General features: G+C 65.8%; 14 protein-coding genes. 9 read left to right on the plus strand and 5 right to left on the minus strand.

From position 1 onward, the window contains the following. Positions 1-19 precede the first annotated feature (19 nt). From ntrC to M622_RS0120290, 8 genes are all read left to right on the plus strand, one after another. Positions 20-1,459, plus strand: a complete 1,440-nt coding sequence (ntrC, locus tag M622_RS30405; RefSeq protein ID WP_021249430.1) for a nitrogen regulation protein NR(I) — start codon at positions 20-22, stop codon at positions 1,457-1,459. Positions 1,460-1,643: 184 nt separating this feature from the next. After that, the gene (locus M622_RS30410) at positions 1,644-2,423 is read left to right on the plus strand and encodes a biotin--[acetyl-CoA-carboxylase] ligase (RefSeq protein WP_281168223.1); all 780 of its coding nucleotides are present in this window, start codon (positions 1,644-1,646) and stop codon (positions 2,421-2,423) included. Continuing rightward, a complete protein-coding gene (locus M622_RS30415; RefSeq protein ID WP_021249432.1) occupies positions 2,420-3,145 on the plus strand; it encodes a type III pantothenate kinase in 726 nt (241 codons plus the stop codon). Before M622_RS30410 ends, M622_RS30415 begins: the two co-directional genes overlap by 4 nt. Before the next feature lie 35 nt (positions 3,146-3,180). After that, positions 3,181-4,545: a TrpB-like pyridoxal phosphate-dependent enzyme gene (locus tag M622_RS30420; protein ID WP_021249433.1), complete on the plus strand. Its 1,365-nt coding sequence runs from the start codon at positions 3,181-3,183 to the stop codon at positions 4,543-4,545. Between the two features lie 57 nt (positions 4,546-4,602). Beyond that, positions 4,603-5,481, plus strand: coding sequence for an SPOR domain-containing protein (locus M622_RS30425; protein ID WP_021249434.1), 879 nt, complete (start codon positions 4,603-4,605; stop codon positions 5,479-5,481). A gap of 3 nt (positions 5,482-5,484) precedes the next feature. Beyond that, entirely contained in the window at positions 5,485-6,120 is a 636-nt protein-coding gene (gene coaE / locus M622_RS30430) for a dephospho-CoA kinase (RefSeq protein WP_031346881.1), read from the plus strand. 87 nt (positions 6,121-6,207) lie between these two features. Beyond that, the gene (gene zapD, locus M622_RS30435) at positions 6,208-6,963 is read left to right on the plus strand and encodes a cell division protein ZapD (RefSeq protein WP_021249436.1); all 756 of its coding nucleotides are present in this window, start codon (positions 6,208-6,210) and stop codon (positions 6,961-6,963) included. Between the two features lie 5 nt (positions 6,964-6,968). Further along, positions 6,969-7,181 carry a DNA gyrase inhibitor YacG gene (locus tag M622_RS0120290; RefSeq protein WP_031346882.1) on the plus strand — a complete coding sequence of 71 codons (213 nt, stop codon included), beginning with the start codon at positions 6,969-6,971 and terminating at the stop codon, positions 7,179-7,181. Positions 7,182-7,183: 2 nt separating this feature from the next. Here M622_RS0120290 and M622_RS30440 read toward each other — a convergent pair whose 3' ends face one another. From M622_RS30440 to M622_RS40705, 3 genes are read right to left on the minus strand one after another with little or no spacing between them, the layout of a single operon-like run. Then, the gene (locus tag M622_RS30440) at positions 7,184-8,155 is read right to left on the minus strand and encodes a Nudix family hydrolase (RefSeq protein ID WP_021249437.1); all 972 of its coding nucleotides are present in this window, start codon (positions 8,153-8,155) and stop codon (positions 7,184-7,186) included. 4 nt (positions 8,156-8,159) lie between these two features. Further along, positions 8,160-9,032, minus strand: coding sequence for an ATP-binding protein (locus tag M622_RS30445; protein ID WP_021249438.1), 873 nt, complete (start codon positions 9,030-9,032; stop codon positions 8,160-8,162). Further along, positions 9,025-9,156, minus strand: a complete 132-nt coding sequence (locus M622_RS40705) for a hypothetical protein (RefSeq protein ID WP_021249439.1) — start codon at positions 9,154-9,156, stop codon at positions 9,025-9,027. Before M622_RS40705 ends, M622_RS30445 begins: the two co-directional genes overlap by 8 nt. A gap of 75 nt (positions 9,157-9,231) precedes the next feature. Here M622_RS40705 and mltA point away from each other — a divergent pair, with 75 nt between their 5' ends. Then, on the plus strand, positions 9,232-10,488 hold the full coding sequence (gene mltA, locus M622_RS30450) for a murein transglycosylase A (RefSeq protein ID WP_031346883.1): 1,257 nt from the start codon (positions 9,232-9,234) through the stop codon (positions 10,486-10,488). A 63-nt stretch (positions 10,489-10,551) separates the two neighbouring features. Here mltA and M622_RS30455 read toward each other — a convergent pair whose 3' ends face one another. Both M622_RS30455 and M622_RS30460 read right to left on the minus strand, forming a co-directional pair. Further along, entirely contained in the window at positions 10,552-11,283 is a 732-nt protein-coding gene (locus M622_RS30455) for a DsbC family protein (protein ID WP_021249441.1), read from the minus strand. Positions 11,284-11,301: 18 nt separating this feature from the next. Beyond that, positions 11,302-12,465: a UbiH/UbiF family hydroxylase gene (locus M622_RS30460; protein ID WP_021249442.1), complete on the minus strand. Its 1,164-nt coding sequence runs from the start codon at positions 12,463-12,465 to the stop codon at positions 11,302-11,304. Between the last annotated feature and the right edge of the window lie 199 nt (positions 12,466-12,664).

Consider the following 12,664-nt stretch of genomic DNA (forward strand, 5'->3'; position numbering starts at 1 on the left):
CCCTTATGGTGCATGCCGAATGAACAAGGTCTGGATCATCGACGACGACCGCTCCATCCGCTGGGTGCTCGAAAAGGCACTCAGCCGCGAGGACATCCCATTTCGCAGCTTCGACTCGGCGACCGAGGCGCTCGCCGAACTCGACCACAGCTCGCAGCCACCCGCGGTGATGCTGTCCGACATCCGCATGCCGGGCGCCTCTGGCCTGGAGCTGCTGCAAAAGATGAAGCTGCGCCATGCACAGCTGCCGGTCATCATCATGACCGCGTTCTCGGACCTGGACAGCGCGGTGTCGAGCTTTCAGGGCGGTGCGTTCGAATATCTGCCCAAGCCCTTTGATATCGATCAGGCGCTTGCGCTCATCCAACGTGCGCTTGCGCAGGGCCTGCAGCAAAATGGTGCGGCGACGGAGGCGGTGCTCGCGCCCGAGATCCTCGGTCAGGCCGCTGCCATGCAGGAGCTGTTTCGCGCCATTGGTCGCCTTGCGCAGTCTCATGCCACGGTGCTCATCAACGGCGAATCCGGCACTGGCAAGGAGCTCGTGGCGCTTGCCCTGCACCGTCACAGTCCGCGCTGTGATGCCCCCTTCATCGCCATCAACACCGCCGCCATCCCGCGCGATCTGCTCGAGTCCGAGCTCTTCGGCCATGAGCGCGGTGCATTCACCGGCGCCACCACGCTGCGCCGCGGCCGCTTCGAACAGGCCGACGGTGGCACCCTGTTTCTCGACGAGATCGGCGACATGCCGGCCGAGCTGCAGACCCGCCTGCTGCGTGTGCTCTCCGACGGCCACTTCTACCGCGTGGGCGGCCAGCAGCCGGTGCGCGCCAATGTGCGCGTGATCGCCGCCACCCATCAGGATCTGGACGCACGCGTGCGCCAGGGGCTGTTCCGCGAAGATCTCTTCCACCGTCTCAACGTCATCCGCCTGCGCCTGCCCGCGCTGCGCGAACGGCGCGAGGACATCCCCTTGCTGTTGCGCCACTTCCTGCGCAAGAGCGCGCACGAACTGGGCGTGGAGTGCAAGCGCGTCGCCGACACCACGGTGGACTTCCTGCAGCACCAGCCCTTCCCGGGCAATGTGCGCCAGCTCGAAAATCTGTGTCACTGGCTGACCGTGATGGCCCCTGCCCAGCTGATCGAGATTGCCGACCTGCCGGCGGAGATGCGCGAACAGCCGGCGCGTGAGCTGTCCGCAAGCTGGATCGACGGGCTCAGGATGGAATCCGATCGCCTCCTTGCCGCGGCGCCCGGGCGCGTGTTCGAGCAGCTCACGCGCGCCTTCGAACGCACCCTGATCGAGCGCGCGCTGTCCGCCACTGGCGGACGTCGGATCGAGGCCGCACAGCTGCTCGGAATCGGCCGCAACACCATCAGCCGCAAGATCCATGAGCTCGGCATGCAGGACGAGCGCAAGGGCGCTCCGCCCAGTGGCAAGGACGAGGGCGGCGACAGCTGAGCTCCCCAGCCAGTGAACAGAAGTGGGCCGCAGCGCGGACGCAGGAAGCCCGGCCGACTGGCCGACTCGTAAGCGACTCACGGTTGACGGATAATGTGCGCACATCCGCTGTTCGCAAATTCACACCGTGCCCACCCCTGCCACCCCAGACACCTCCACCCCTGCCGGCGCGCTGACCACCACCGTGGCCGAGCTGGGTCCACTCGCAGCACGCTTTGCGATCGAGTGGGTGGACAGTTGCGCATCGACCAACAGCAGCCTGATGGAGCACCCGCCGGCCGACGATGGCAAGGTGCATGTACTGGTTGCGGAGCGCCAGAGCGCGGGGCGCGGCCGGCGCGGGCGACAGTGGCAATCCTGGGCAGAAGGCAGCCTGACGTTTTCCCTGCTGTGGCGCTTCGCACCCGGCGCGCCGGTGCCTGCCGGGCTGTCGCTGGTGGCCGGCCTCGCCGTGGCGCGCACGATAGAGCAACTGGGGGTGCTCGGGGTGCAGCTGAAATGGCCCAATGATGTGCTGGTCAATGGCGAAAAGCTCGCCGGCATTCTGGTCGAGCTGCTCCCCGCACGCGACCGCTCGCTGAGCGCGGTGATCGGCATCGGCATCAATCTGCAGCTGCCCCCGGATGCGCACATCGAGCACCACGCCGGCGTCACCGATCTGATGCGGGCACTCGAGCACGCCCCGCCCTCCAGACCCGCGCTGCTGGCGCGCCTGCTCGCCGAGCTTCAGGCGCTGCTCGACACCTATGCGCTTGCAGGCTTTCCCGCCCTCAGGGGCGCATGGGAGCAGCGCAACGCCTTTGCCGAGCTCCCGGTACGCATCAGCGGCGAGCGCGACGCGAGCGACGGCATCTGCCTGGGCGTGGATGAGGATGGCGCCCTGCTCCTGCGTACCAGCGACGGTGTGACACGCATCCTGGCGGGTGACGTTTCCTTGCGTCCGCTGGGTGGAGAGCGCACATGATCCTGCTCATCGACGCTGGCAACAGCCGCATCAAATGGCGGCTGCAGTGCGCATCGAAGGGGCGGGTGGAGGCCGAAGGCGCGCTCGTCCACGACGACATCGACCGCCTCGCCAGCCTGCGCCCGCAGGCGCTGAGCGCAGCCCGCATCGTGGGCAGCAACGTGGCGGGCACGGCCGTCGCCGAGCGCATCGCCCGCGCGCTGGGCGGCGAGCACATCGACTGGCTGCGCCCCGGGCAACAGGCCTGCGGTGTGCGCAACCTCTACGAGCATCCGCTCCAGCTCGGCGCCGATCGCTGGGCAGCGCTCATCGGCGCGCGCGCTGTGCATGCGTACGCCAGTGTGGTGGTGATGGCCGGCACCGCCACCACGGTGGACCTGCTCTCGGCCAGCGGCGACTTTCTCGGTGGCCTGATCCTGCCGGGCGTCGAACTCATGCAACAATCGCTTGCCAGGGGTACGGCCCAGCTCCCGTCCGCAAGCGGCAAGTTCAGGCTGCAACCACGGTGCACGCTGGATGCGATCCGCTCGGGCTGCCTGCAGGCGCAAGCCGGCGCGGTCGAGCGCATGTTCCGCCAGATCGCCACACAGCCGGATGCGCTGTGCCTGCTCAGTGGCGGTGCTGCCGATGGGTTTGCCGAACTGCTCGACATTCCGCTGCAACGCATTGACAACCTGGTGCTGCACGGCCTTGCCGTTTTCGCCGCTTCGCACCCTCAATAACACGCCAACGATCAAGAACCCCAGGGAGACACCCGATGGAAGCCACCCGCATCGAACTCGAAGCCAAGGACATCCCCACCCACTGGTACAACGTCGTCGCCGACATGCCCACACCCCCGGCGCCGCCGCTGGGACCGGACGGCAAACCCGCCACGCCCGAGCAGATGGGCGCCATCTTCCCCGGCGCCATCCTCGAACAGGAGATGAGCGCCCAGCGCTGGATCGAGATCCCGCAGGAAGTGCGCGAAATCTACCGCCTGTGGCGCCCCAGCCCGCTGGTGCGGGCAGTACGCCTGGAGCGGGCGCTGGGCACACCAGCGAAGATCTTCTTCAAGTACGAAGGTGTTTCCCCCGCGGGTTCGCACAAACCCAACTCCGCCGTGCCTCAGGCCTATTACAACAAGCAGGCGGGCATCAAGCGCCTGAGCACCGAGACCGGTGCTGGCCAGTGGGGCTCATCGATCGCGTTTGCGGGCCAGATGTTCGGACTCGATGTCCGGGTCTACATGGTGAAGGTGAGCTACGATCAAAAGCCTTATCGCCGGCTGATGATGCAGACCTGGGGCGCGGAGGTTTTCGCCAGCCCTTCGCCGCTGACCGAAACCGGCCGTCGCCTGCTCGCTGAGAACCCCGACAATGAAGGCTCGCTGGGCATCGCCATCTCGGAAGCGGTGGAAGAGGCCGCGAGTCGTGCCGATACCAATTACACCCTGGGCTCGGTGCTCAACCACGTCGTGCTGCACCAGAGCATCATCGGCCTGGAGGCAAAGAAGCAATTCGACAAGATCGGGCTCTACCCCGACCTGGTGATCGGTCCCTGCGGCGGCGGCTCGAGCTTTGCCGGCATCGCCTTCCCCTTCCTTGCCGACAAGGCCAGCGGCGACAAGCGCGCCGAGAAGCTGCGCTGCATCGCGGTGGAGCCCAGCTCCTGCCCGACCCTGACCAAGGGGCAGTTCGCCTACGATTATGGCGATGCCTCGGGTTTCACGCCGCTGATGAAGATGTACACGCTGGGCCACGACTTCATGCCGCCTGGCATTCACGCTGGCGGCCTGCGCTATCACGGCGACTCACCGCTGGTGTCGCAGCTGTTCCACGACGGTCTGATCGAGGCCGTGGCCGTTCCCCAGCTGGCCACCTTCGATGCCGGCGTGCAGTTTGCGCGCGCCGAGGGCATCATCCCCGCACCCGAGTCCTGCCACGCCATCCGCGCCGCAATCGATGAAGCCCTGCGCTGCAAGGAGACGGGCGAGGCGAAGACCATCCTGTTCAACCTCACTGGTCACGGCCATTTCGACATGAGTTCGTATGAACGCTACTTTGCGGGCAAGCTGGAGAACTATGACTACCCAGCCGACGCGGTTGCGGCTTCGCTGGCCCACCTGCCGAAGCCGGGCTGAGGGAGAGGCCGCGATGCGAGCGCATGAATCAGCGTATCGAGCACACGGACGCTCGCGATGAGCCTGTTGCGCGTCACCCTCCTCGTACTCGTCGCCTTGAATGCGCTCGCCTTCGCCGGCATCAAGGGCTGGCTGGGCACGAGCACACCCGGGAGCGAGCACGAGCGCATCAGCATGCAGCTCAACCCCGAGCACATCCGGCTTGCCACTGATTCGCCTGCGCAAGGGCTGCAGGCATCGCTGCAGCCTGCGAGCCCGGCGTATGAGGCGGCCCCCGCGCAGCCGCAGTCGCCCCCCATGGCGGCCGCGGGCACCGAGGCGCCTGAGGTGCTCACTGCCGACACCGCTGCCGCCATGGTGGCCGACACGGCTATTGAAGAGGATCCGCCTGCCGCCGCAGCGCCTGTGGAGGACACCGCAGAGCCCGCGCCAGCGCAGCCAGAGCCTGCTGCGGCGCGGGTGGAGGCGCCTGTTGTCGCGACAACGCCTGCCACAAGCTGCTTCGTGTGGAGCGCGCTGAGCGAGGCCCAGGCAGACGCCCTCAGCCGTCGTCTGCGCCGCAGCGGCGCGGACCCCGAGCGCAGCCGCAGCGACATACCAGATTCATGGTGGGTCCGCATTCCTGCGCAAGGCAGCCGCAGCCAGGCCGAGCGCCGGGCGGACGAGCTGCGCGCACTTGGCGTCAAGGACTTGTTCATCGTGCAAGAGCCCGGCCCTACGCAATACGCCATCTCGCTCGGCGTGTTCAAGACCGAGAGCCGTGCGCGCGTAATGCTCAACCAGTTGCGCAATCAAGGCGTGCGCAACGCCGGCGTGGAGGCGCGCATGACCACCCGCTATCGCGTACAGGCCGAGCTCCCCACCGACATGCTGCGCAGCGTCGAGGGCAGCGTGCCTGGCATCGACCGCAATCGCAGCACCTGCCCCCGGCGCTGAGCCATGAATACACCTTCTTCGCGCACCTCTCCGCCCTTGGTCATCGGCCTCACCGGCGGCATCGGCAGCGGCAAGAGCGCCGCTGCCGACCGCTTCGTCGAGCTTGGCGCCAGCCTGGTGGACACCGACGCCATCGCCCACGCACTCACCGCCCCCAGGGGAGCGGCGATGGCCGCGATCCGTGCGCAGTTCGGGGCTGAGCTCATTGCCGAGGACGGCAGCCTCGACCGCGCGGCGATGCGGGCGCGCGTCTTTGCCGACGCCGCCGCGCGCCGGCAGCTCGAGGCCATCCTGCATCCGCTCATTGGCGCCGAGAGTGCACGCCAGCGCCTGGCTGCACAGGGGCTTTACGTGATTCTGGCGGTGCCCTTGCTGATCGAATCCGGCGACTATCGTGCGCGCTGCGATCGCGTGTGCGTGGTCGACGTCCCGCCCGAGATACAGATCGAACGGGTACGAGCACGCAGCGCGCTGGATGAGGCGCAGATTCGCGCCATCATGGCGGCGCAGGCCAGCCGCGAGCAGCGCCTTGCCGCCGCCGACGATGTGATCGACAACAGCGGCACCTTCGAACACCTGCGCGAGCAGGTCGATGCACTGCATCTGCGCTACTCGGCGCTTGCCGCCCAGCGCGCCTGAAGTGCCCGCCACTCAAGGAGTTGGGCGAAACCGCTGTGCTATCATCGCGACTGACGACAGGGGCGCAGTGCTTGCGGAAAATGTGCGGTGATTAGCTACGAATATCCTCTCAACGAGCGCATCCGCACCTTGTTGCGTCTCGAGGACCTGTTCGACAAGGTTGCGCACTTTTCCGATCGTGATGCCCCGCAAGACCACCACGTCGCGCTGCAGACCATCTTCGAGACACTGGAAGTGGCCGGACGTGCTGATCTCAAGGTCGATCTGGTGCAGGAGCTCGAACGCCAGCGCCAGATCCTGATGTCCTTCCGCAACAACCCCGAGATATCCGAAGACGCCCTTGCCGGGGCGCTGTACGAGATTGAACACGCCTCAACCGGCCTGCTGTCGATGGCCGGCAAGATCGGCCAGTACCTGCGTGAAAACGAGTGGCTGATGAGCATTCGCAGCCGCGCGGCAATACCGGGCGGAGTCTGCCAGTTCGACCTGCCTTCCTATCATTACTGGCTGAACCGCGATCCCGACCTGCGTCGTGGCGACCTCGACAAGTGGATGTCGCCGATGACGCCGATCCGCGCCGGGCTGGAGATCGTGCTGCGCCTGCTGCGCGCCAGTGGCCGCCCCGAGGCGCAACTCGCGCGCTGTGGCGCTTACCAGCTCACCATGGCCGGTCGCAGCGCGCTGATGCTACGCGTGCGGGTGCCGCATGGAGATGCGGTGGTCCCCGAGATCAGCGCCAACAAGTACGCGCTCAACATTCGCTTCATGCTGCCCGAGACCGTCGCCCGCCCGCGCCAGGTCGAACGCGACGTGAATTTTGAACTCACCTTCTGCAGTCTGTGAACATGATGACGAGTGACAAGCCACGCACTGTCCGCTGCCCCACCTGTGGTACGTCCGTTAGCTGGGTGGCGGAAAGCCAGTATCGACCCTTCTGCTCCGCGCGCTGCCGGCAGATCGATCTGGGCGCGTGGGCATCCGAGGCTTACAGCGTGCCCGCCTCCCCGCCCGACGCCAGCGACGGCGAGGACTTCCTGCCACCGGGTGTCGAGCGCGACTGAATTCAGCGCACCCCTGGCCCCTGGCCGTTGTGCGTTTGCGCCCATGCGCCACGGATGGCAGCGATGCCATGAGCACCGGCATTGCGCGCCGTGTCCATGTCGGTCGCGGCCAGGCCGCCCAGTGCAAGCACCGGCATCGGCAAGCCTGAGGCCTGCTCGCTGAAGCGTGCCCAGCCGATTCCAGCAGCACCCGGATGACTTGCCGTCGGCGCCAGCGGTCCGAGCAAGGCATAGTCAAGCCCGAGGCGGGCCGCGTGCTCGAGTTCCGCGCGCGCGTGGCAGGACGCCCCCACCCAGCTGCAGTCCGGCCGCTCGCGCAGCGTCATCAGGCTGCGCGTGGGCAGATGCACGCCATGGGCGCCGACCCTGCGGGCGAGTGCAGGATCATCGTTGATGAGCACCAGCCCGCCGCAAGCCTCCACCCGCCGCACCACCTCACGGGCGAAGCCCTCCCTGCGCTCCGGATCGAGTGCGGCCTCGCGCACCTGCACCAGACGCAAGCCGGCCTCCAGCGCCGCATCGAGCGCGGCAAGCTGGGCCGCGATACCAAGCTGGGCAGCATGGGTGATGCCCATCAGGCGCGGCAGGCGCAGCGCCTTCAGGATGGGCCCATTGGCGGGCAACATGGGCTCAGGCGCGGGGCCGTCGGAGCGCACCCAGTCTAGCGCCGCATGCACCTTGGCGCTGAGTTCGCCCTCCCAGGCCGAGACCTCGAAAAAATGCAGGCGCACATGGGCGTGTTCATACACATGCTCACGTCTCAACCAGGGCCGCAGCTGGGTGACGTGGATTCCAAGCTCCTCCTCGAGTTCACGACACAGTGCCTGGGCGGGCGTTTCACCGCGCTCGACCTTGCCGCCAGGAAACTCCCAATAGCCGGCATAGACCGTGTCCGCTCCGCGCTGACCGAGCAGGTAACGACCGTCAGGCGCCAACAACACCGCAGCCGAGACATCGACAAGCTTTCGCGTCATTGGCCTAGCGCTCACCGTCCTGCCGCTGTCCGGCGTAGTCACGCGCGAATTGCCACGCGACCCGACCCGAACGTGAGCCGCGCATCAAGGCCCACTGCAGCGCCTCCTGGCGCACCGCCGCGAGTTCGCCATCGGGCACGCCGAAGCTCGACAGCCAGTGCGCGACGATGTCCAGGTACTCCGCCTGACTGAAGGGATAGAAGGAAATCCACAGTCCGAAGCGCTCGGAGAGGGAGATCTTCTCTTCGGTCGCTTCGCCGGGATGGATTTCACCACCGACATGGCGAGCCTGCAGGTTCTCGTCGTGATACTCGGGCATGAGGTGGCGACGGTTGGAGGTCGCATAGATCAGCACGTTGTCCGACATGGCGGCGACCGACCCATCGAGCACGCTCTTGAGGGCCTTGTAGGCATCCTCGCCCTCCTCGAAGGACAGGTCATCGCAGAACAGTATGAAGCGCTCGGGCCGAGTGCCCACCATCTCGACGATCTCGGGCAGGTCGACGAGATCGGTCTTGTCGACCTCGATCAAGCGCAAGCCCTGCGCGCAGTACTCATTGAGCAAGGCCTTGGTCAAGGACGACTTCCCGGTGCCGCGGGCACCGGTCAGGAGCACGTTGTTGGCGCGCCGTCCGGCCAGGAACTGGCGCGTGTTGCGATCGATGCGCGCCTTTTGCTCGTCAATATCCTGCAGATCCTCAAGGCGGATGCGGTGCCGCATGCGCACCGGCGTGAGCGCTGCACGCCCATGTCGGCGCTGCCAGCGGAAAGCCACGGCGGCGTCCCAGTCGGGCGCAGCCGCCGGGCCAGGGAGCAGGGATTCGAGGCGCTCGAGCACGCGCTCGGCGCGACTCAGCAGGTCTGCGAGTTCAGTCATCGTGTTTGTTGTCGTCATTGGCATCGGGCGCAGTCGGCTCGTCCCGTCGTCGTGGCCAGGTGCTCCAGACGATGATCAGCAGCAGGCACAGGGCCAGCCCCGCTTCGAGAAAGATCACCCACATCGCAAACCTCCGGATCGGGATGTTCGCACCGGTATACTGATGGCCGAAAGTCTTGAAGTCTGAATGATACCCCTCATGATTCCGTTTCCTGCTCGCGCTCCGCGCTACGCCCTGGCGCTCCTCGTCTCCTTGCTCGCAGCGTGCACCACGCCGTCCATCGCGCCTGACGTGAACGCAAAGTGTCCGCCACAAGGCCCTTGTGCCCCCTGCCCCGTGTGTGCGACACCCGCTGCACCCTCTGCAACGCCCATCGTGCGTCCGGCCGACGCCACAGCCGAGCCTCCGCCGGCGGTGCAAGGCAACTGGAGCTCGGTCAAGGGCTGGAGCGAAGATGAGCCGGCGGCCGCCTGGCCGGCACTGCTGGCCTCATGCTCCAGGCTGGCACGCCAGCCCCCATGGAAGCCGGCGTGCGATATGGCCTCGACGCTGGGCAGCGCCCCATCCAGCGCCCAGGTGCGGCGTTACTTCGAACAGCACTTCGTACCCTGGCAACTGCTCAACAGCGGCCCCAGCAGCGAGGGCCTGGTGACCGGTTACTACGAACCCCTCATCCGCGGCAGTCGTACTCGAAACAGTCAATACGCCTGGCCGATTCACGGCGTGCCCAGCGACATGCTGACCATCGAACTGGGCGACATCTATCCCGAGCTCAAGCCGCTTCGCCTGCGCGGGCGCGTCGTCGGCAACAAGGTCCTGCCCTACTGGAGCCGGGAAGAGCTGTCCGCGCGCGGCGCGCAAGTACCCTACCCCGTCCTGCTGTGGGCGGACGATCCGATCGATCTGTTCTTTCTGCAGGTGCAGGGCTCGGGGCGGGTTCAACTGCCGGATGGGCAACATGTGCGCGTCGGCTATGCCGACCAGAATGGCCACCCCTATCAATCGATTGGTCGCTGGCTGGTGAGCAAGGGCGAGCTCAGCCTGGATCAGGCGTCGATGGACGGCATCAAGCGCTGGGCGCGCGAAAATCCACATCGCCTGCGCGAACTGCTGAACACGAACCCCAGCTATGTGTTCTTCCGTGAACTGCCGGCGTCGAACGCCGGACCGATTGGCGCGCTCAATGTGCCGCTCACTGAAGGCCGCAGCATTGCCGTCGATCCGCGCTACGTGCCCTTGGGCGCGCCGGTGTTCCTGGCCACCACCCACCCCCTGAGCACACGCCCCCTGAATCGTCTGATGCTTGCCCAGGACACGGGGAGCGCAATCAAGGGAGCGGTGCGCGCGGACTTCTTCTGGGGTTTCGGCGAGCAGGCCGGCCGCGAAGCCGGCCGCATGCGCCAGCAGGGACAGATGTGGCTGTTGCTGCCCAAGGGCGTTTCTCCGCCGCGCTAAGAAGACGAGAGGTCCCGTGGCACGGGTGCCCGCGGGACCTCCTCAGTTCAGAACCAGTGCTGCCTACTTGGTCTTGACGCCCTCAAGCGCCAACTCCAGCTCGGCCGCAGGGACGTAACCGCCGATCCGGGTACCGTCGGCGAGAAAAATGGTCGGCGTGCCACTGATGCGCAGCTTCTGGCCGAGCTCCACGTTCCTGGCCACTGCGCTTGCATCGCAATCGCTCGCCGCCGGCTCCTTACCGTCCACGATCCAGCCATTCCAGGCCTGCACCTTGTCTTTTGCACACCAGATGTTGTTCGACTTGGCGGTCGAATCAGGGCTGAGGATGGGGTACAGGAAGGTATAGATGGTCACGTCATCCATGCCGACAAGCTCCTTGCCAAGGCGCTTGCAGTAGCCGCAGTTCGGATCCTCAAAAGTCGCGATCACCCGCGTCCCCTTGCCCTTCACCTGCTTGATCGCCTGCGCCAGCGGCAGGGAGGCGAAATCAATGGCGGAGAGTTCGTTCATGCGCGCCTGGGTCACATCACGCCGGGTCTTGGTGTCGATGATGCTACCGTCAAGGATGAAGGCCGCTTTTTCATCGGTGTACACAAGCTGACCGTTCTTCAGCACAACTTCGTACAGGCCGGCATAAGGCGTGCGCGTAACGGTTTCGACTGCAGGCGAGCCGATGAAGGCCTCCATGCTCTTTTTGACCTCGTCTTCAGAGGCCTGCGCCAGCCCGGCGAGGGCAAGGCCCAGCGCAAGCGCAAGCGGACGGGTAACAGCAGGGTGAGCAGTCAAGGTCATCAATTTCTCCGGATCCATTCAAAAGCGCCCGTTGACCGCATAGCGTGTCAGGGCGTTGGTTACGACAGGCAAGCGCCCGGTGAGGTTCATCCCCAGGTTGCGCAGCGCGGAAAGAAAGGGATTGCGTGGCACAAACAGTCGATTCAGCCCGTGGGTGAGGTTCTGCATGAGGAAAGGCTCTTCTGCGCGCTCTCGCGCATAAGCGCGCAGGATCGATAGTTCGCCTATATCACGCCAGGCCGGAACCTTGCTGAGCACTCCGGCCAGCGCTCGTGCATCCTGGAAACCGAGGTTGATGCCGTGCCCGGACAGTGGATGAATCGCATGTGCGGCATCGCCAATCAGGGCGAGCCGCGCCTGCACCACCGTGCTCACCCGCATCAGGCGCAAGGGAAAGGCGGCGCGAGGCGTGATCAACTCGAACGCGCCGAGATGGCGTGCACCCGCATCAGCGACACGCTCGCAAAACGCGCCATCGTCGAGCTCCATCAGCTCGTCGGCAAGCGCGTCGGGCGCCGACCAGACCATAGAGATCCGATTGCCCGGCAGCGGCAGCCAGGCGAGGATGCCGTCATCGCGAAACCACTGTGAGGCGATCGCGCGGTGGGGCTGAGTGCAGCTCAGGTTCGCAACCACGCCGCGCTCGTTGTAAGGCGAGATGTGGGCATCGATTCCAGCCTGTTTGCGCACCCACGACTCACGTCCATCTGCGCCAACGATGAGGCGGGCGTGCAGCCTGCGCCCGTCCGCCAGGCCCAGGGTGGCCGAGTCTGAAGTGCACTCCAGGCTTGCGGGGGTCGCGGGGCAAAAAACAGTGACGTTGTGCTGACGCTTGAGGCTTTCCCACAGCTCACCATGGATGCGACTCGACTCGCCGATCCATGCAAGCTCAGGCAAGCCGCTGTCGTAAGCGGAAAAACGTAGTGCGCCTCCCGCATCACCGAAGATGCGCATTTCGGAGACGGCCTGCAGGCGTTCGCGCTGCAGGTGTTGCCAGACGCCGAGCTCCTCGAGGAAACGGATGCTCGCCGGGCTGTAGGCATAGACGCGCTGATCGAGCTCAAGCGGCATCACTGGCGCCGCGGTTTCGATGAGCGCCACCTTGAGGGGCGTCCGGCGCAGCGCAACTGCCAGAGCCGCACCCGCAAGCCCGCCACCCACCACGATGAGGTCGAAGTTCATTGACCACTTTCCTGCACTGTATCAAGTGCCTTGATTGTGCCGGATGCACTGAGGGGCGTCACGCCCGACGATCCGATTTGTAGTGCTCAGTTACGCGGCGGAAACATTTCTTTCGTCCACGCAAAAACCCCCTTGTACATTTTTTTGCACAAGGGGGTTTTTCATATAATTAGTCTGACGATGACCTACTTTCACGAGG

Origin of the sequence: Thauera terpenica 58Eu (assembly GCF_000443165.1) — a bacterium.
GTDB lineage: Bacteria > Pseudomonadota > Gammaproteobacteria > Burkholderiales > Rhodocyclaceae > Thauera > Thauera terpenica.